The organism is Pseudoalteromonas sp. MMG005 (genome assembly GCF_018101015.1).
Classification (GTDB): domain Bacteria; phylum Pseudomonadota; class Gammaproteobacteria; order Enterobacterales; family Alteromonadaceae; genus Pseudoalteromonas; species Pseudoalteromonas aurantia.
The window spans coordinates 213,353-236,863 of record NZ_JAGJEK010000003.1 but is presented as its reverse complement, the minus strand read 5'-3'; the positions used below and the strand labels follow the sequence as shown (position 1 = coordinate 236,863).

Genomic DNA, 23,511 nt, shown 5'->3' with positions numbered 1-23,511 from the left:
ATTGCTGTGCTTCAGTATTATCTAAAATCAACATGATTTGGAATAATGGCGAACAGTATAAGCTGCGTTCGGGTGCTAACTTTTCAACCAACAGCTCAAAGGGCGTTGTTTGCCGCGATAACGCATCCAGATTAATTTGCTTGACGTACGCTAACACTTCTTTGAAACTTAAAGATAAATCGCAATCTAACTTCAATATTAAGTTATTCACAAAAAAGCCAACTAAATTATCTAGTTGAGGGTGATTTCTATTTGCTACCGGCGTGCCTATTACAACTTGTTGATGTTGAGTATGCCGGCTAATCAAAATACTGAGCAAGGCATGCAGAACCATAAACAAAGTCACATTATGCTGAACAGCTAACTGCTTTAACCCATCTAACTGCTTCACCGAAAGGTGTGATTGCAGGTTATTACCTGCAAATGTTTGTTGCTTTGATCTTGCCTGATAAATCGGTAGCTGATGTACGGCGTCCAGATCTGTAAGGTGTTCAAGCCAATAATTTAACTGTTCAGCCTGAGCAGGTTTTGCCAGCTGGTCTCGTTGCCAGGCAGCATAATCACTGTATTGAATCTCTACTTCCGCAAGTCCCCCTTTTACCCCATGCAAATTATTGTTATACAGTGCAAAGAAGTCCCGCAGCAACACATTCATTGACCAGCCATCAGTGGCAATATGATGGGTTGTCAGAAGTAAAACCCCACTTTCATCACTTCGGCTAATGTAGGTGCCACGTAATAGCACATCTTTCGTTAGATCAAATGGTACTGCTATCTCTTGCTGCTGCAAATTAGAAACAATGTGCTGTTGTTCCTCACTCGTGTAATTGCCAACCTCTACACGCGATAAAGCAAAGCGCTCTTTACTTGGTTGTAATTGTGGCTGTCCATGATGCGTTAGAATATTCATTTGTAATACTTGATGGCGCGCAATCAATGCCAGTAACGATTTTTCAGCGACATCAGTATCGAAATAACCTTTAATAGCAATGGCAAATGGCAAATTGTACTGTGCTTGCTGAGTATCTATTTGGGTTAGTAACCAAAGTCGCTGCTGCGCCACAGATAAAGGCTTACTATCATCAGAGTCAATCACAGCGATAGGCTCAAATAGTTCACTCTCACTGCTATCAATAAATAATGCTAAATCTTTAATACATGAATGACTAAAAATATCTTTTAATTGTAATTTCTTTCCAAGCAGCTTAGATACTTGGTTAATCAGTCGAACCGCCAATAAGGAATGGCCGCCTAACACAAAGAAATCGCTGGCAGCTGTTAGCTCATTAGTAGCTAGCAAGTCGCTGAAAATTTCAATCAGTTTAACTTCAGTGATGCTTTGCGCGGCTTGCAGCACAGGCTTTTTAACTGTGTAAGGGCTAGGTAATGCTCGACGGTTTATTTTTCCATTTCGACTCAGAGGGAATGTAATAACAGACACATAGTATTGTGGCCTCATATAGGGTGAAAGTTGTGTGACTGCATGGTGCTCAAGTATACTCTGTGTCTGCTCGGCATCATCACCACTAGACACAAAGTAGCAAACTAAATATTGATTTTCCTCATTTTCATGTAACAAGGTAACAGTTTGCTGCACCCCCTCACACTGGCTGAGTTGGGTATCAATTTCGCCGAGTTCAACACGATGCCCTCGGATTTTGATTTGTTGGTCATTACGCCCTACAAACTCCAGTTGGCCTTCACAATTCCAACGTACCAAATCCCCTGACTTATAATAACGTAGAGAATTCCCTATATTTAGCACATCTGTTTTAAAACACTGCTTATTAAGTTCGGCCCTTTGCCAATAGCCCTTAGCCACGCCAACACCACCAATCCACAACTCACCTATACCACCAAGCACTTGCAATTGTTGTTTGTCATCCAATACAACTAGCTGAGTATTCGTCATTGGCTTACCAATAGGTACCTGAGAAAAACTTGCCAATGTCTCTACCTCTAAAGGATATAAACAACAGCCAACTACCGTCTCTGATGGACCATAGTGGTTAAATAATTGACTATAAGGGAAAGCATGACACAATGCCGTAGCTAACTTTTGTGGTAGCGCCTCCCCCCCGATGACTAATACACACGTAGCGTTGACAGTTTTTCCTTCTAATATGTGCAAGAGAGCGTGGCAATGGCTGGGGGTCATTCTCAGTAACACACCATTATCTTGCAACTCCATAAGCGCTGCTGCCAATTCAAAAATTACATCTTCTTCTGACAATAACGTCACACAATCGCCGTTAAGTAAAGGAAGGTATAAGCTGGGTACACTGATATCAAAAGCCGGCTCTGTCACGAGCAACGCACCTAATAAGTTGCTTGTATAATAGTATTTATTCGCAAAAGCACAGTAATCCAATAACCCTAGCTGAGAAATTTCAACCCCTTTAGGCTTACCCGTTGATCCTGAGGTATAAATCAAATAAGCGATATCATCTAACTTAGGTACTGTTAAGGAAGCTTGCTCGAATTCGCATAACCAATCTGAGTCTAAACAATCATCCATTAACATGACATCGCAACCTTCACTCGATACCAATGTCATTAAGTTGCTTTGTGTTATAAGTAGTTCAGCATTAACGTCTTTCAATATTCCACTAAGCCGAGCTTCACCACTAGATTTATCTAACGGAACATAGGTTGCTCCAGATAACTGTACTGCTAATAATGCAATTAATAAGTCCACCTCTTTTGGCAGTAAAATCGCAACATGATCACCTAAACCAATTTCTTGATCCTCTAAATACCAGGCTAAATTTTTTGCTTTTTGCACTAGCTCTGAGTAACTTAATGAATTGTCGCCTGATCGAACGGCTATATTCTCTGGTGTTAACAATGCTTGTTGCAAAATTTGTTGGCTTATCGGTAAGTTTATTTGTTGTTGTTCTTTTCCTGTGCCCATAGCTAGTAGTGCTTGACTAACTTGCTTGCTCACCAATGACGGAATAGGTTCGCCAGACTGATGAGTGGGCAATGCTGACAAAAGCTGCACCATCGAGTCAGATAAACGTACAATAGACTCTTCATTAAACAGCTCGCACTTATAGTTCCAATCGAGCTGAAGTACACCATGTTCTTCGAACACAGTAAGGTCTAAATCATACCGTACTGAGTTCTCTTGCGACTTTAACGGCCGGATCTGTAAATCAGGTAAACTGAATTCAGACTGCTGATAATTTTGTAGTACAAATTTCACTTGTGCTAAAGGGTTATATGCCAAACTTCGTATTGGTTGTAGTGCGTCAACAACCTGATCGAAAGGTACTTCTTGATGTCCGAATGCTTGTTGGATCTGGTTTTTATTTGCAGCCAAGTATTGCCAAAAATCTCCTGCTTGCGGAATTGTCGAACGCAAAATTACCGTGTTCAAGAAACAGCCAATCAGTGACTGCACCTCTTCTCTTTCCCGTCCCGCAACAGGGGTTGCCATTACAATATCTTGCTCGCCACTAAAGCGAGACAAAATATAAGCAAATGCAGTCTGTAACAATATGAATAAAGTAACACTATGCGCCTTCGCCAACTCTCCTAATTGCTCGGTCAACTCAAGCCCTAATGGCACTTGCATCGTTTTTGATGTAAAGCTTTGTTGCTTAGGTCTCGGTCTATCAAGGGGTAAATTATGGATATCAGGTAAGTCAAAAAGGTATTCACGCCAAAAATCTAACTGCTGTGCTAAAGTTTGTTCATCCATTCGCTGAGTTTGCCAATGTGCATAATCAGCATATTGAATAGATAATGGCGTTAAACTCGACACTTGCCCTGTACTAATTTTCTGGTAGAGCTCTAAAAACTCTTTTGATAAAACCTCAATTGACCAACCATCAGAGGCGATATGGTGCATTGAAAATAATAAACAATGCAGCCCAGTCCCTCTATTTACACACGTCACCCGTAACATTATATCCGAGCTCAAATCAAACGAGTGGTACGCCTCAGCTTTAACCACATCTTGTAGCTGTGCGTGATAGTCCAAAGGCGTTAAATGGGAAAAATCCAAGACCTGTAATGGCACCTCAAAGTTATGATGTAAAAACTGTTGCGCTTGCCCATCCTGTTCATAATACCCGCATCTGAGTACCTCATGCCGTATAATTATTTCACGTAACGCAAGGCGAACTACATCAAGATCTAACTGGCCCTCTACATCAAATGCTGTAAATATGTTGTACTCGCTGCTGTTCCCTTCGCCCAGTTGGTGCAAAAACCAAAGCCGAGACTGAGATAACGATAAAGGCCTGTGCTCAATGTTTGGTCTAATCGAAATTGCATTTGTGACAGGCCGCTCTGCACTGTGATGCAAATAAGCAATGATTTGTTCTTTATGCTCTCCTATTGCTGCCTTTAACTCTGGAGTAAGCGCACCTTTTGGTGCAGTAAACTTCAGTTTTTGCTTTTCTAGATACAGCTTAACGCCAGCGGCCAGTGCCATTTTTATTATTTTTTGAACCATTAAAACTCTCCAGATTCCATGTCTTCTTCAAGCTCAAACGCGTTATCTAAGCTGTTATTTTTTTGTGCCAGTTCAATTGCTAAAGCTATTTCAGCAACAGTTGGATAAGTAAACAAAAACAGTAATTCCAACTGAGTAACAAAATGGGCTTCAATGGCATTTTTAAATGCAATCAATGAAATTGAACTACCCCCTAATTCAAAAAAGTTATCATGAATGCCTGGAGGCTCATGTAACCCAAGCGTAAGTTGCAATAGGTCAACTAATTCGACTTCAATTTCATTACTAGGAGCAACATAGCGACTGCCGCTACTCGCAATTGGGGAGGGTAAATTTGCTTTATCAATTTTGCCATTATTAGTAAGAGGTAACACTTTAAGGACGGCCCAACGACTCGGTTGCATATAGTTAGGTAATTGTGATTTCAACCAAGCTTTAATTTCATCAACCAACGCTTCCGTATCGCCACCTTCCTTGTTAATTAACCAAGCATCTAAGTGTTGTTGTGACTCGTCCACTTTAACAACCGCGCCATCCAAACGGTCATGTAAGGCCAATCGCAACTCAATTTCTGTTAACTCAATTCGGAACCCTTTAAATTTAACCTGAGCATCACGTCGCCCAAGAAATTCGATATTACCATCGCTTCGATAGCGTGCCATATCTCCGGTTTTATAAAGTTTACCCGCTTCTGATTGACACCATGGATCAGATAAAAAAGCCGCCGTTGTTAATTCGTTCTTGCGCCAATAACCTCGACCAACTTGCGTACCACCAATATAAATCTCTCCTTTTATACCAGGCGCTTGCAATCGTTGTTGTTCATCCAAAATATAAATTCGGTTATTCCCATCCGCTTGACCTATAGAGAGGAGTTCACCATAGTCTTTATCCTTCTCAACGATTAAATGTGAAACCGTCACTGTGGTTTCAGTTGGGCCATACGTATTCGTCAGCTGTGGTAATTTACCTTGCTGCGTAAACCACTGGTTAACACTGTGCAACTGTAACCCCTCTCCGCCTACAATGACGGTCTGTAACGTACTAGGAACAGATTGCGTTGGCACTTGCATCAGTTGGTGAAAAAATGCAGTTGGCAGGCTAACTAAGTTTATCTGATACTGTGCACAGAGCGCCCAAAACCCTGCGGTATCAGTTAGCCAAGTGTCATCACGTAATACGAGGGTCGCGCCAGTACTAAAAGTACCGAACACATCTTCAATAGAGATATCAAAACTGACAGCACTAAACTGCAAAATACGCATACCATTTTTGAGCTGATATCGGTCAACATGACCTGAAGTAAAATTCACCAGTTGCTGATGTTCAATCATTACTCCCTTAGGATTACCCGTTGATCCCGAGGTATACATTATATAAGCAAGTTGCCTACGCCCTATGTTAATAGCCGGTGCTTGACCCAGCTCGGAGTCAAATAGCACATTATTTTCATTCAAGCGCAATACTTGATAAAGCTTCTCTGGATAGATGTAACGCGACAGTTCAGCCTCTTCATTCAACAATAATAATGCTGGGTCGCAATCTTCTAATGTATACCGTAAACGGATATCAGGTTGCGTGATATCTATAGGTACATAAGCCGCACCCGCTTTCATTATCGCGAAGATAGCCACCATGAACATGGGCGTTCTCGGCAAGCAAATCGCGATTCTATCTTCTGATTGCACACCTTTACTTAGCAAGTGATGTGCTAGCTGGTTTGATTTTGTCTCTAGCCAGTCATAGCTTAATGCGCGCTCACCCTCAATTAAGGCAATGCGTTCAGGGTAACGTAAAGCAATACATGTTAACTGCTCATGAAGTAAAGGAGCTAGATTATTTTGTACAGGCCTGTGATACGTTGATAATACATGCTGTTCTTGCGCAGGCGACAGCAATGACAATTCTGCCAGTGTGACATTCGCGTCCTCTGTACAATATTCCAGTACATTAAGAAAATAATCCCGCCACTGCTTCACAGCACAGCTGGCGTATAACTCATCTAAAAATTCAATTGTACAATTAAGGCCTGTGTGTGTTTCATCGACTATCAAGGAAATATCAAACTCAGATCGCCCCCCTGTTCTTGCCAATTCGGTGATGTGTAAATCAGGCAATTGAGTAGCTTCGTAAGCATAATGTAATGCAACCAGAGTTTGAAATACTGGGTGTTGATTTAAATTACGGTCTGGGTTTAAACGCTCAATTACTTGCTCTAATGGCGCATTTTGGTGTGCAAATGCTTTTGTACTGGTATCGCTAACTTGAGAAAACAGTTCAGATAGCGTCAATGTTGGCGTTACGTCTACTTTAAGTACAACCGTATTGACAAACAGTCCGATTAAATCAAAACATGCACGGTTATCTCTACCTGCAACTGGGATACCGATCTGTATCGTTTCGTTATCACTGAGTTTACTCAGTAATATTGCCCAGGCGGCGCTTAGTAACATATTTAAAGTTACTCCGTGCCTTTGAGCTGTTTGTTTTAAATCAAAGTACATTGAGGGTTCTAGAGTAAAGTGCTCTCTACTAGTAGTACCTGCAACTTTCGCAGACCGAGCGACGTCTGTAGGTAGTTTGAGGTCTTCACCCCGGACCTTCAAGGTTTCGCTCCAGTAATCCAAACTCGCTTGCAAAGCTTGTTTGTCTTGGTATTGCTGTTGCCACTGCGCATAATCAGCATATTGAATTGATAAAGGCGCTAATGTGGCTTTTGTTGCACTGCGCAGTGCTTGATAGTATTCAGTAAATTCTTGATGCAATACCTCGACCGACCAACCATCTGCAATAATATGATGCATGCTAATGAGCAAGACCGCCGCCTCTGCTTCACATTGAACGAGGCTTGCTCTGATCAGCCCTCCTGCTTGTAAGTCAAACCCCCGACGAGCTTCACTCTCTCGTAATATAGTCAGGTGTGCTTCTTGTGTTTTTGCATCCTTGTGCGTTAAATCATGCTGACGTAACGTAAATACTGAACTCTCCAGTACTTCTTGTCGTGGCGCTCCATCGCAGGTAATAAAACGACTGCGAAGTATGTCATGCCGTGCAATGATAGCCTGCAACGCTTTTTCAATGTACGCCGCGTCAATCTTCCCTTTAAGCTGCAATGCCGAACTCATTACATAGTGCTCACTCCCTGGCTGCATTTGCTCAATAAACCACAACCGCTGCTGTGCGTACGATAATACGCTGGGTTCGTTGCCCTCTCTGGGGCTGATCACCACTTGTTCCGTTTGTTCTTGTGACTCTATGTCTACCACTAAACTGTGTAAATTATGCTGACTAAAAATATCACTGAGTGCCAGCTCAACCCCAAACTCCGTTCTGATCTCTGCTTGTAGCTTCACACTCAACAACGAATGCCCACCCAATTCAAAGAAATGCTGATCTAAGCTAATTTCATCCTCTGACAATGATAATAATTGTGCACATATCTGTACCAACTTACACTCATTGACTGTTTTCGGCGCGACTCGTATGCGCTTCTGGCTATTTGGTGTCGGCAGTGATTTACGATCAACCTTGCCATTAGGAGTCAAGGGTAGCTGTGGCAACACCACCACTTGCTGAGGGATCATATAACTTGGTAAGTGTGTCCCTAATTCTTCTTGCACATAGCTATAACAGTATGAAGGTGATTGAGTCGTCACCACATAAGCCACTAAACGGCTTTGTTCATTCTCTCCTATAACTTGAACCACTGCTTCTTCAATTGCTACCAATGACAACAGTTGCTGCTCAATCTCACTCAACTCAATACGATGACCACGCACCTTAACTTGCTGATCTACGCGACCGACAATATCAAACGCTCCATTATCTGCCTGACGCGCTAAATCGCCTGTGCGATATAATGGTCCCTCATTATTCCCTAACGAAATCCCATCAATAAAACGCTCTGCTGTCAGCACATCTTGACCTAGATAACCGCAACTGACCCCATCACCACCAATGTATAATTCACCGATACTGCCTTTCGGCTGGAGTTGATAACTGTCATTAAGGATATAAAACTGTGTATTCGCTATCGGTTGTCCAATATTCACAACCTCGCCTGATACACACTGTGCTGCAGACCATACAGTCGTCTCTGTGGGACCATATAAATTCCACACCGTGTGACCTTGTCCCTGTAACGCCATACTCAAACTGCTATCAAGCGCTTCCCCCCCACACAATATGTGCAACTGTGACGTAGGCTGCCAACGCCCCTCTGAAAGCAACATTTTCCATCCTGCTGGCGTTGCTTGCATCATGGTAATATCGCCTTGATTTAGGCGTGCCACTAACGCTACCGCATCCTGACGCATCGCATTATCGGCTAAGTGAACCGTCCCACCGACTAACAAAGGAAGATACAACTCCAATACATGAATATCGAAACTGATGGGCGTCACCGCCAACAATTGCGTCTCACTTCCACAGCGTAACTGTGCTGCCATCGCTGTTAAGAAGTTCACTACATTATGATGACTTACAGCAACACCTTTAGGCAAACCTGTGGACCCTGAGGTATAAATCACATAAGCACATGCCGTTGCAGCGCTCACATCAACGCATGACTGCACTAACGCTTCCGGGTACTGCTGACATTGCGCAATATCATATAATGATGCTTCCGCTGGTAAACGTTCATACAATGCCGGCTCACTGAGAACCAATGAAAGCTCACTATCATGTATCATATGCGCTAAACGGGCCCTTGGGTAATCTGGATCAAGTGGTACATAAGCGGCACCGACTTGCCATACACCTAATAGAGCTGGCAACAACGCCGTCGAACGTAATAGGCAAACTCCAACAAGATCACCCGCTTCAACTCCCGCTTGCTGTAATCCATAAGCAATTTGTTGAGCCTGTCTGTACAATGCTTGATAATCTATTGTCTGCTCAAGGCAACGTACTGCGGTTACAGCTGAGTATTGCGCCCCTGTATCACGCAACAACGCCAATACAGACTGTGCAGGGATTTCTTGTTTAGGTCCTTGCCCTTGCGCGATAACATGCGCTTGCTCCGTTGTATTCAATAATGCCAACTGACCAAGTTTCATCTGGGCTGGCATGGCCACTAACTTATCAAGTATATGAGTAAAGTGCCTAGCTAATGTCGCGATACGCTCCACACTAAAGCGTGCCGTGTTATAAATTAAATTAACAACTAGCCCTTGCTCTTCCCAGAACACATTAAAAGTCAGATCATATTCACTGTATAGCGTATCGGGTTCACATTCACTCACCTCCACGTTCGCCAGATCTAAAGATGTTTTTCGCTGACTGTGTAGGTTTAGCATAATTTGAAATAACGGTGCATGCGCTTGATTGCGCTCACTTTGCAGTTGCTCAACTAACCATTCAAATGGGGTTGCCTGATGTGCCTGGGCGTCCTGGTTAACCCGTTTAACTTGGTTAAAGTACTCTGCAATAGACTGCGTGCCCTCACAATTGAGTCGCAGCACGAGGTTATTAATAAAGCAACCAATAAGAGGAGCTAACTGGGGAGATAGGCGGTTAGCCACAGGGCTACCAATAACAATATCATTATTATTACTATGACGACTCAGTAAAATGCCGAGCGCACCATGGAGTAACATGAATAAAGTCATATTCTGCTGTTGAGCAAAATCAGTGAGTTTTTGGGCTTGGTAGGCACTGATGTCGATCGTATGTTGCTGACAAAGTAGCGATTGTTCAACCGTTCGCGGTGCATCACAAGGCAAATCATGCCGTTGCGGCAAATTTTCTAGTTGTGCCAACCAGTAATCCAAACTCGCTTGCAAAGCCTGTTTGTCTTGGTATTGCTGTTGCCACTGCGCATAATCAGCATATTGAATTGATAAAGGTGCTAATGTGGCTTTTGTTACACCGCGCAGTGCTTGATAGTATTCAGTAAATTCTTGATGCAATACCTCGACCGACCAACCATCTGCAATAATATGATGCATGCTAATGAGCAAGACCGCCGCCTCTGCTTCACATTGAACGAGGCTTGCTCTGATCAGCCCTCCTGCTTGTAAGTCAAACCCCCGACGAGCTTCACTCTCTCGTAATATAGTCAGGTGTGCTTCTTGTGTTTTTGCATCCTTGTGCGTTAAATCATGCTGACGTAACGTAAATACTGAACTCTCCAGTACTTCTTGTCGTGGCGCTCCATCGCAGGTAATAAAACGACTGCGAAGTATGTCATGCCGTGCAATGATAGCCTGCAACGCTTTTTCAATGTACGCCGCGTCAATCTTCCCTTTAAGCTGCAATGCCGAACTCATTACATAGTGCTCACTCCCTGGCTGCATTTGCTCAATAAACCACAACCGCTGCTGTGCGTACGATAATACGCTGGGTTCGTTGCCCTCTCTGGGGCTGATCACCACTTGTTCCGTTTGTTCTTGTGACTCTATGTCTACCACTAAACTGTGTAAATTATGCTGACTAAAAATATCACTGAGTGCCAGCTCAACCCCAAACTCCGTTCTGATCTCTGCTTGTAGCTTCACACTCAACAACGAATGCCCACCCAATTCAAAGAAATGCTGATCTAAGCTAATTTCATCCTCTGACAATGATAATAATTGTGCACATATCTGTACCAACTTACACTCATTGACTGTTTTCGGCGCGACTCGTATGCGCTTCTGGCTATTTGGTGTCGGCAGTGATTTACGATCAACCTTGCCATTAGGAGTCAAGGGTAGCTGTGGCAACACCACCACTTGCTGAGGGATCATATAACTTGGTAAGTGTGTCCCTAATTCTTCTTGCACATAGCTATAACAGTATGAAGGTGATTGAGTCGTCACCACATAAGCCACTAAACGGCTTTGTTCATTCTCTCCTATAACTTGAACCACTGCTTCTTCAATTGCTACCAATGACAACAGTTGCTGCTCAATCTCACTCAACTCAATACGATGACCACGCACCTTAACTTGCTGATCTACGCGACCGACAATATCAAACGCTCCATTATCTGCCTGACGCGCTAAATCGCCTGTGCGATATAATGGTCCCTCATTATTCCCTAACGAAATCCCATCAATAAAACGCTCTGCTGTCAGCACATCTTGACCTAGATAACCGCAACTGACCCCATCACCACCAATGTATAATTCACCGATACTGCCTTTCGGCTGGAGTTGATAACTGTCATTAAGGATATAAAACTGTGTATTCGCTATCGGTTGTCCAATATTCACAACCTCGCCTGATACACACTGTGCTGCAGACCATACAGTCGTCTCTGTGGGACCATATAAATTCCACACCGTGTGACCTTGTCCCTGTAACGCCATACTCAAACTGCTATCAAGCGCTTCCCCCCCACACAATATGTGCAACTGTGACGTAGGCTGCCAACGCCCCTCTGAAAGCAACATTTTCCATCCTGCTGGCGTTGCTTGCATCATGGTAATATCGCCTTGATTTAGGCGTGCCACTAACGCTACCGCATCCTGACGCATCGCATTATCGGCTAAGTGAACCGTCCCACCGACTAACAAAGGAAGATACAACTCCAATACATGAATATCGAAACTGATGGGCGTCACCGCCAACAATTGCGTCTCACTTCCACAGCGTAACTGTGCTGCCATCGCTGTTAAGAAGTTCACTACATTATGATGACTTACAGCAACACCTTTAGGCAAACCTGTGGACCCTGAGGTATAAATCACATAAGCACATGCCGTTGCAGCGCTCACATCAACGCATGACTGCACTAACGCTTCCGGGTACTGCTGACATTGCGCAATATCATATAATGATGCTTCCGCTGGTAAACGTTCATACAATGCCGGCTCACTGAGAACCAATGAAAGCTCACTATCATGTATCATATGCGCTAAACGGGCCCTTGGGTAATCTGGATCAAGTGGTACATAAGCGGCACCGACTTGCCATACACCTAATAGAGCTGGCAACAACGCCGTCGAACGTAATAGGCAAACTCCAACAAGATCACCCGCTTCAACTCCCGCTTGCTGTAATCCATAAGCAATTTGTTGAGCCTGTCTGTACAATGCTTGATAATCTATTGTCTGCTCAAGGCAACGTACTGCGGTTACAGCTGAGTATTGCGCCCCTGTATCACGCAACAACGCCAATACAGACTGTGCAGGGATTTCTTGTTTAGGTCCTTGCCCTTGCGCGATAACATGCGCTTGCTCCGTTGTATTCAATAATGCCAACTGACCAAGTTTCATCTGGGCTGGCATGGCCACTAACTTATCAAGTATATGAGTAAAGTGCCTAGCTAATGTCGCGATACGCTCCACACTAAAGCGTGCCGTGTTATAAATTAAATTAACAACTAGCCCTTGCTCTTCCCAGAACACATTAAAAGTCAGATCATATTCACTGTATAGCGTATCGGGTTCACATTCACTCACCTCCACGTTCGCCAGATCTAAAGATGTTTTTCGCTGACTGTGTAGGTTTAGCATAATTTGAAATAACGGTGCATGCGCTTGATTGCGCTCACTTTGCAGTTGCTCAACTAACCATTCAAATGGGGTTGCCTGATGTGCCTGGGCGTCCTGGTTAACCCGTTTAACTTGGTTAAAGTACTCTGCAATAGACTGCGTGCCCTCACAATTGAGTCGCAGCACGAGGTTATTAATAAAGCAACCAATAAGAGGAGCTAACTGGGGAGATAGGCGGTTAGCCACAGGGCTACCAATAACAATATCATTATTATTACTATGACGACTCAGTAAAATGCCGAGCGCACCATGGAGTAACATGAATAAAGTCATATTCTGCTGTTGAGCAAAATCAGTGAGTTTTTGGGCTTGGTAGGCACTGATGTCGATCGTATGTTGCTGACAAAGTAGCGATTGTTCAACCGTTCGCGGTGCATCACAAGGCAAATCATGCCGTTGCGGCAAATTTTCTAGTTGTGCCAACCAGTAATCCAAACTCGCTTGCAAAGCCTGTTTGTCTTGGTATTGCTGTTGCCACTGCGCATAATCAGCATATTGAATTGATAAAGGTGCTAATGTGGCTTTTGTTACACCGCGCAGTGCTTGATAGTATTCAGTAAATTCTTGATGCAATACCTCGACCGACCAACCATCTGCAATAATATGATGCATGCTAATGAGCAAGACCGCCGCCTCTGCTTCACATTGAACGAGGCTTGCTCTGATCAGCCCTCCTGCTTGTAAGTCAAACCCCCGACGAGCTTCACTCTCTCGTAATATAGTCAGGTGTGCTTCTTGTGTTTTTGCATCCTTGTGCGTTAAATCATGCTGACGTAACGTAAATACTGAACTCTCCAGTACTTCTTGTCGTGGCGCTCCATCGCAGGTAATAAAACGACTGCGAAGTATGTCATGCCGTGCAATGATAGCCTGCAACGCTTTTTCAATGTACGCCGCGTCAATCTTCCCTTTAAGCTGCAATGCCGAACTCATTACATAGTGCTCACTCCCTGGCTGCATTTGCTCAATAAACCACAACCGCTGCTGTGCGTACGATAATACGCTGGGTTCGTTGCCCTCTCTGGGGCTGATCACCACTTGTTCCGTTTGTTCTTGTGACTCTATGTCTACCACTAAACTGTGTAAATTATGCTGACTAAAAATATCACTGAGTGCCAGCTCAACCCCAAACTCCGTTCTGATCTCTGCTTGTAGCTTCACACTCAACAACGAATGCCCACCCAATTCAAAGAAATGCTGATCTAAGCTAATTTCATCCTCTGACAATGATAATAATTGTGCACATATCTGTACCAACTTACACTCATTGACTGTTTTCGGCGCGACTCGTATGCGCTTCTGGCTATTTGGTGTCGGCAGTGATTTACGATCAACCTTGCCATTAGGAGTCAAGGGTAGCTGTGGCAACACCACCACTTGCTGAGGGATCATATAACTTGGTAAGTGTGTCCCTAATTCTTCTTGCACATAGCTATAACAGTATGAAGGTGATTGAGTCGTCACCACATAAGCCACTAAACGGCTTTGTTCATTCTCTCCTATAACTTGAACCACTGCTTCTTCAATTGCTACCAATGACAACAGTTGCTGCTCAATCTCACTCAACTCAATACGATGACCACGCACCTTAACTTGCTGATCTACGCGACCGACAATATCAAACGCTCCATTATCTGCCTGACGCGCTAAATCGCCTGTGCGATATAATGGTCCCTCATTATTCCCTAACGAAATCCCATCAATAAAACGCTCTGCTGTCAGCACATCTTGACCTAGATAACCGCAACTGACCCCATCACCACCAATGTATAATTCACCGATACTGCCTTTCGGCTGGAGTTGATAACTGTCATTAAGGATATAAAACTGTGTATTCGCTATCGGTTGTCCAATATTCACAACCTCGCCTGATACACACTGTGCTGCAGACCATACAGTCGTCTCTGTGGGACCATATAAATTCCACACCGTGTGACCTTGTCCCTGTAACGCCATACTCAAACTGCTATCAAGCGCTTCCCCCCCACACAATATGTGCAACTGTGACGTAGGCTGCCAACGCCCCTCTGAAAGCAACATTTTCCATCCTGCTGGCGTTGCTTGCATCATGGTAATATCGCCTTGATTTAGGCGTGCCACTAACGCTACCGCATCCTGACGCATCGCATTATCGGCTAAGTGAACCGTCCCACCGACTAACAAAGGAAGATACAACTCCAATACATGAATATCGAAACTGATGGGCGTCACCGCCAACAATTGCGTCTCACTTCCACAGCGTAACTGTGCTGCCATCGCTGTTAAGAAGTTCACTACATTATGATGACTTACAGCAACACCTTTAGGCAAACCTGTGGACCCTGAGGTATAAATCACATAAGCACATGCCGTTGCAGCGCTCACATCAACGCATGACTGCACTAACGCTTCCGGGTACTGCTGACATTGCGCAATATCATATAATGATGCTTCCGCTGGTAAACGTTCATACAATGCCGGCTCACTGAGAACCAATGAAAGCTCACTATCATGTATCATATGCGCTAAACGGGCCCTTGGGTAATCTGGATCAAGTGGTACATAAGCGGCACCGACTTGCCATACACCTAATAGAGCTGGCAACAACGCCGTCGAACGTAATAGGCAAACTCCAACAAGATCACCCGCTTCAACTCCCGCTTGCTGTAATCCATAAGCAATTTGTTGAGCCTGTCTGTACAATGCTTGATAATCTATTGTCTGCTCAAGGCAACGTACTGCGGTTACAGCTGAGTATTGCGCCCCTGTATCACGCAACAACGCCAATACAGACTGTGCAGGGATTTCTTGTTTAGGTCCTTGCCCTTGCGCGATAACATGCGCTTGCTCCGTTGTATTCAATAATGCCAACTGACCAAGTTTCATCTGGGCTGGCATGGCCACTAACTTATCAAGTATATGAGTAAAGTGCCTAGCTAATGTCGCGATACGCTCCACACTAAAGCGTGCCGTGTTATAAATTAAATTAACAACTAGCCCTTGCTCTTCCCAGAACACATTAAAAGTCAGATCATATTCACTGTATAGCGTATCGGGTTCACATTCACTCACCTCCACGTTCGCCAGATCTAAAGATGTTTTTCGCTGACTGTGTAGGTTTAGCATAATTTGAAATAACGGTGCATGCGCTTGATTGCGCTCACTTTGCAGTTGCTCAACTAACCATTCAAATGGGGTTGCCTGATGTGCCTGGGCGTCCTGGTTAACCCGTTTAACTTGGTTAAAGTACTCTGCAATAGACTGCGTGCCCTCACAATTGAGTCGCAGCACGAGGTTATTAATAAAGCAACCAATAAGAGGAGCTAACTGGGGAGATAGGCGGTTAGCCACAGGGCTACCAATAACAATATCATTATTATTACTATGACGACTCAGTAAAATGCCGAGCGCACCATGGAGTAACATGAATAAAGTCATATTCTGCTGTTGAGCAAAATCAGTGAGTTTTTGGGCTTGGTAGGCACTGATGTCGATCGTATGTTGCTGACAAAGTAGCGATTGTTCAACCGTTCGCGGTGCATCACAAGGCAAATCATGCCGTTGCGGCAAATTTTCTAGTTGTGCCAACCAGTAATCCAAACTCGCTTGCAAAGCCTGTTTGTCTTGGTATTGCTGTTGCCACTGCGCATAATCAGCATATTGAATTGATAAAGGTGCTAATGTGGCTTTTGTTACACCGCGCAGTGCTTGATAGTATTCAGTAAATTCTTGATGCAATACCTCGACCGACCAACCATCTGCAATAATATGATGCATGCTAATGAGCAAGACCGCCGCCTCTGCTTCACATTGAACGAGGCTTGCTCTGATCAGCCCTCCTGCTTGTAAGTCAAACCCCCGACGAGCTTCACTCTCTCGTAATATAGTCAGGTGTGCTTCTTGTGTTTTTGCATCCTTGTGCGTTAAATCATGCTGACGTAACGTAAATACTGAACTCTCCAGTACTTCTTGTCGTGGCGCTCCATCGCAGGTAATAAAACGACTGCGAAGTATGTCATGGCGTGCAATGATAGCCTGCAACGCTTGTTCAATGTACGCCGCGTCAATCTTCCCTTTAAGCTGCAATGCCGAACTCATTACATAGTGCTCACTCCCTGGCTGCATTTGCTCAATAAACCACAACCGCTGCTGTGCGTACGATAATACGCTGGGTCCTACTCTGTTTAAATGTTCTATAACCGGCACTTTACTCTGATTGGCTATTTGTTCATCCACCAGCTGTGCTAATAACTTCAAAGTAGCCTGTTGATATACCTCAGCAGCAGGAATAGCGACTTTAAAATACTCAGTAAGCACTGATGCCATTTTTATCAAAGAAAGCGAATGCCCACCAAGACCAAAAAAGTTGCTGTCACACCCGATTTCATGTACATCAATATCGAGGGTTTCAGCCCATAATTTTGCAATATCTGCTTCTGTCGTTGTTACTGGTGGTAGTAATGTACTTTTCTGCTCATGATTAGGGCTAGGAAGCTGTGTATGGTCTATTTTACCATTGTGAGTAAGTGGCCAACTTTCTAATGTTATCCAAATTTGAGGTAACATATAACTAGGCAGCTGTTGTGCCAAAAAGCGCTTTACTTCGTCCAAGCTGTCGTGCTTTACAACGCCTTTAAACTGGACATAAGCAACAATACGTTTGTCTTCACCTTTTGCCTGTATCACCACTAAACTACTTGCAATAGCCTCATGTTGATTTACATAATTTCTGATTTCATCCAGTTCAATCCTAAAACCACGGATCTTAACCTGCTGATCAGCACGCCCGACAAATACCATGACGCCAGATGCTTGATAACGTACTAAGTCACCGGTACGGTAAATCACTTTCGGGGTTGAACTGCCTTTTTGGTAAAGTGGATTCACAACAAAACGTTCACGCGTGAGCTGTGGCTCATTTAAGTACCCCTTTGCAAGCCCATCGCCACCAACGCACAATTCGCCAACAGCACCGAATGGTGCAAGTTGTTCCCCTTGCAAAATATAAACATGATCACCAGCCAACGCTCGACCAATTGGAATCGCATCCAATGTTGCCTCTGTGATTAAATGACATGTCGTGAATGTCGTATTCTCTGTTGGTCCATAGCCATTTAAGAGCTGTACGTTAGGAAAAGTGGTCTTAAATTGATTAACCGCAGCAATATCCAATACATCGCCACCCGCAAGTACCTGTTTAAGTGCGTGCTTCTGCGGAAGCTGACGTGTCCACTGAGCAAACAACCCGGCGGTTAACCATAATGTATTAACTTGCCATTGCACGAGTAATTCATTTATAGATTCTAAAGTCACCAAAGGCCTTGTGTACATCACACATGAACCACCATTTAATAATGGGCCCCAAATTTCAAACGTTGCAGCATCAAATGCAACACTTGCGCAGTGCAAAGTCCTAGTTTGCGAATTTAACTCTACATAATCGACATCACATACTAAGCGGATTATTCCTAAGTGCGGTGTCAATACACCTTTAGGCTTTCCAGTCGACCCTGAAGTGTAAATTACATAAGCCAATTGATCTGATGAACCGGGTAAAGACAAGTTCTCATCTGAATATTGCAGCTCACATAACTGATGAAAGAATTGCTTATTCAAGACTAGTTCACAGCCTTGTGACATAGTAAAGCGTGGCTCATCTACTTGGTCAGTTACAATTAATTTAAGGTCCGCATCTGCCACTATGTTGGCAAGACGCTGCTGTGGCTGATTTCCATCAAGTGGCACATAAGCTCCTCCTACTTTGAGGATCGCTAACATCGCAACTACCATCTCTAGACTCCGTGAAGTACAAAGGCCAATGCACATTCCAGGGGTGATGTGATGATGCTCTAGCAAAAAATGAGCGAGACGGTTGGCCCGTCTATTAAGATCATCAAAACGATAGCTTTTGTTATCTGAAACAAGTGCTACATTTTCAGAAAACTGTTCTACGATACTCTCAAAGCGTTGATTCACATTGAGCGTTTTGGGATATTCGATGGTGCGTTTATTTAACGTGTGAACTAAATAGTCTTGATCTGATTGGCTCAGCATTGGCAAGTGATTGATTGTTTCATCACTATCAACTCGATTTATGACGCCCGTTAGTATATGCCAAAAATGCTGATCTAAAGTCTTAATATATGTGTCATCAAAACAATGCTCGTCGTATAGCCAAGTAAGAGACAATGCCCCGTCCATATAATGGAACTCTAATTGTAAGTCGTATTTGGCTTGACTTGAATATGGCTGCTGCAATGACAATGTCACACCATCAAGCGCGAAGTGTTCAGGTCCTTTCCCTTGACCGAATCCTTGTATTTGCGTGAGCATAACCTGAAACAAGTTTCTTTCGCTATCTCCCCCTAATCGCTCAACTAACTGCTCGTAAGCAGCTTCTTGGTTTACCTGAGCCTGTTGGTTCACCAACTTAATATGTTCTAAGTAGTCAATAACGGGTTGATTAGCGACTGTCGTTCTAAGTACCAATGTGTTTACGAAGAACCCGATCAACGATTTCGTCTGTTCAACAAGCCGGTTTGCAACAGCAGTACCAACAAAAACATCTTTACAATTTCCGTGCCGTGAAAGTAATAACGCCAATGCCCCATGAACAAACATAAACGGTGTTAACTGGCTATCATTTAAACTCTTAATTAATGGCTTTTGCAATGTGTCTGGCAAAACACTGCTATATATTCCCTGTTGCCCGCGTCGTGCTTCGCGTTTTGACACAGTTAAGTGCTCGACGTTTGTCACGTCTGCCAATTGCTGCTGCCAATACTGATATTGTGCAGTTAACTCACCATTAATTTCTTGTTGTTCTTGCCAATATGCATAGTCCCGATACTGTATAAGTAACGGCGCTAACGGTGGCTCCTTTGATGACAAGAATGCATGATAAGCCAATGACAGCTCTCGACAAAATACCTCTACCGACCAACCATCAGCAATAATATGGTGAAGCTTAATCACCAAGGTTCCCTCTTGTGCTATTTCTGCTGACAGGCTACGCCGTACTAATACACTCGCTATGAGGAGCATATCCTTTTCCAAGTCAAAGCTATGATCTTGTTGATGTTGAATATACGTTTGCTGCTTTACTCGGTAATCATTCATACTCAAATGGGTATAATCTAACACGCGACTATCACTGTTTGGCTGAGCTTGGCAAACTTGTACTGGTGATTGTGCTATCTTCACTATATTAGTACGCAGTATTTCATGGCGCTTGACCATGTACGCAAGCGCTTGATTGAAGCAAGTAATGTTGAGTGAACCTGAAAATTCAAATGCCGCAAGCATATTATACGCTCGACTATCCCCTTGTAACTGATCTAATGTCCAAAGTCTAAGTTGGGCTAGTGACATGGGGTACGAATCAGCCTGTGGTATTGCTTGTATGATTGAATTTGTTGCTAAGGCTGTGCCAGTCCTTATTTGCTCAGCTAACATCGCTAAAGTGGATGCAGAAAATAACGTTGATAAACTGATGTCGATCTGATGAGTACGCTTAATTTCAGACAGCATGTTAATTGCTAGTAACGAGTGGCCACCAAGAGCAAAGAAATCACTACTCGGTGTCATTCCTGACACAGGAAGCTCTAGTAACTTCGCCCAAAGTTCAGCTAAAAAAAGCTCATTCGCATCCATTTTCGTATTATTTTTATCTCTGTGGTCAACCTCTATATCAGGCAGTGCTTTGCGGTCAACCTTTCCATTAGCTGATAAGGGCCACTGAACAACAAGTTTAAAGGCAGCAGGTTGCATATAACTTGGTAACTGCTTAACTAACCCTTGTTTGACTTGATGTATCAAATTTTCTGCCAAGTCTCCCAAGGGTTTAATATATGCGTGTAGGTATGACTCTCCTGCTGGTGACTTTATATGTACAACAATCGCAGAGTCCACCCCATGTACTTGACAAATATGGTGCTCAATTTCCCCAAGCTCAATTCGGTGTCCCCGTATCTTTACTTGGCTATTATTTCGGCCCAAAAACTCGATATTACCATCGCTTCTAAATCGGCCGATATCTCCCGTTTTATACATACGAGCATCAGGGTGTTTACTCCAAGGGTCTCTAAAAAAAGCTTGTTCCGTAAGATCTGGACGCTGCCAATACCCTCTTGCAACCTTACTACCACCAATATAAATCTCGCCAGGCACACCAAAAGGGACAGGCTGTTTAGCGTCATTGAGAATATAAAGTTGCGTATTAGGATCGGCAATGCCGATAGGAATCCCAGCTCGTATATCTACTGTGTCGTCAATGTAAAAGCAACTCGCGGACACGGTTGTTTCTGTTGGGCCATAAGAGTTTATCAGTGGTGGATTGCGGTGCTCAGCTCCAAACCACGTAGCCACTTTATCAGTCGCCAAGGCTTCACCGCCGAGAATTATCAACTCAACACAATGAGGTACTCTACATTGATGTTCAACAACTAACCGGTGCCAAAATGCCGTCGGCAGACTTAGCAAATTTATTTGATATTGGTCGCAATAGTGCCAAAATATTTGTGCACTCCCTAGCCAAGCTTCACTTCGTAAAACCAGCGTTACGCCATGAACAAGTGCTGCAAATATTTCCTCAATGGCTGTATCAAAACTGACTGACGCAAATTGCAAGAACCGCTTACCTACATCAAGCTGATACTTTTGTTGCAAAGGTAAAATAAATGAAGATAACTGCCGGTGTTCAATCATAACTCCTTTGGGCTTTCCCGTAGATCCTGAGGTGTACATGAGGTAAATCAAGTCATCTGGTGACACCTCAACCTTGACACCTCTATAATTATATTGCTTAAGATCCAATTGTTCACAGTTAATGATCTCACAAATGAGACCATCTCCATTTTCTATATTTAATGCGCCATTCGTGTCGGTAAGACAGACTTTGGGACGCGCATCTTCCGCCATTGCTTGCAATCTCGGCAATGGCACAGCCATATCACAAGGGACGTACACTCCGCCAACTTTGGCAATCGCCAATATCGCGACAATTAGCGCAATATCACGCTGCTGATACACCAGCACTCTATCTTGTTTGCATACTCCCTTTGCTAACAGGCATTGCGCCATGACATCTGCATTGTATTCTAATTCTGAATAACTAATCTCGCGCTCTCCAGCAATGACAGCGGTGTGCTCAGGGTAATCTGTCGCATAGTGAGAAATCTGATGATGAAGCAATACATCTGAATTAATGTTAGCTTCATCCAATGCTTGTGTAGACGTTGCTATCTTGGAGTAGTCTTGCGAACACAGAATTTCTAGTTCAGAAATCATCGTCATGTCGTCACGTAACGCGACGTCTTTTAGCACAACCAGAAGTCGTTGCAACAGTAAATCAGCCTCACTCTCATTAAAATAAGCAAGGTTATGATCAAGCATCAATGTCGGTAATTGTTTATCCCCGTACTCCCAGTACGTAATTGTGACTGGGGTGACTTCATGCTGATGAGATACATACTCTAGCGTTTCTTTTCCATCTTCAAAGTTAAGCTGACTATCTAGTTTTAAATAATTGAACGCAATATCAAACAACTGGTTATCTTTGCCTGAAACCCCAAGTGCTTTGATTAAATGGCCAAAAGGAAAACGTTGATGACGAAAGCATTTCTTCTGCACATTTGCTATGTATATAACAAAATCAAGTAACGCTTGCTGACTTGAACAACCCAATGTTGCTGGACTAATACTTGTAAATGCTCCCAACATACGCTTTTGTTTCGCACCATTTCGACTATGAAATGACAACCCAACATTGAGCTCACTTTGCTGATAAACTCTCGAAAAATAAATACTGACCCCAGCCAATACTAATTGAGCTATGCTTATGTCCCACGCTTTTGCTCGAGCTGTTAATACCAGCCGTAATTCTTCACTGATCGTAACTTGAGTCCGTTTGCTCGGAACCAGTTGCTGCTCCCCCCAAATAGCCATATGGGTACGACTAAATAAACGAGGCAACGATTTTATACCTTGTCGTAACCAGAATTCTTTGTCGGCATCATACTTATGGCTCTCTACATAACGCCTATCTTTGTCAACAACCTCAGTCCACTCGCCACTATCGACTTGCAATGAAGCAGTATCATCACGATAGTAATGGCTCAATAAATTAGCCCAATTTGCAAACCCCCAGCCATCCATCATGACATGATGTGCAATAGCAACATACCAATTGAGGTTTTCATTAATTTTAACTAAGTACGCATTATAGAGCGGCTGTTCATTCAATTCGAATGCCAGTGAAAATCGAGTTTCTAGCCAACGCTTCGCACTATTTAGTGGTTCCTGATGTTGAGAAAAGTCCAGCACCTCAAATCTAGATGGTCGATTATCACAAAAATACTGTGATAATCCTGCCTCACTGTTACAAATACGCAGGCCAAATATTTCGTGATTATTGACTAAGCGCTCATGCGCAACCTGTAAGCACTTTTCATCAACGGTACTGAGCTTAATATAACCGCCTACATTATAAAGAGGATGGTTAACATATTGCTGCTGATCTAAATAAATATCACTTTGCGTAAAACTCAGGGGCACATGTTTTTTTGGCTTATGCTGTTGTCCATACAT

The 23,511-nt window shown here is 43.5% G+C and carries 2 protein-coding genes (1 of these 2 running past the window's edge); both read right to left on the bottom strand.

Features of this window, described 5'->3' with window-relative positions; genetic code table 11:
* Positions 1–4,465: the 5' portion of a non-ribosomal peptide synthetase gene (locus J8M01_RS04335; RefSeq protein ID WP_211057142.1), read on the bottom strand. It extends 5,807 nt beyond the left edge of the window; the window shows 4,465 of its 10,272 coding nt (coding positions 1–4,465); its start codon is at positions 4,463–4,465; the stop codon falls past the left edge of the window.
* Positions 4,465–23,511, bottom strand: coding sequence for a non-ribosomal peptide synthase/polyketide synthase (locus J8M01_RS04330; RefSeq protein WP_211057141.1), 19,047 nt, complete (start codon positions 23,509–23,511; stop codon positions 4,465–4,467). Before J8M01_RS04330 ends, J8M01_RS04335 begins: the two co-directional genes overlap by 1 nt.

What these genes read in the sequence shown, in the direction of transcription:
- J8M01_RS04330 (WP_211057141.1), bottom strand. Translation starts at nt 23,511, where the DNA reads ATGTATGGACAACAGCATAAGCCAAAAAAACATGTGCCCCTGAGTTTT.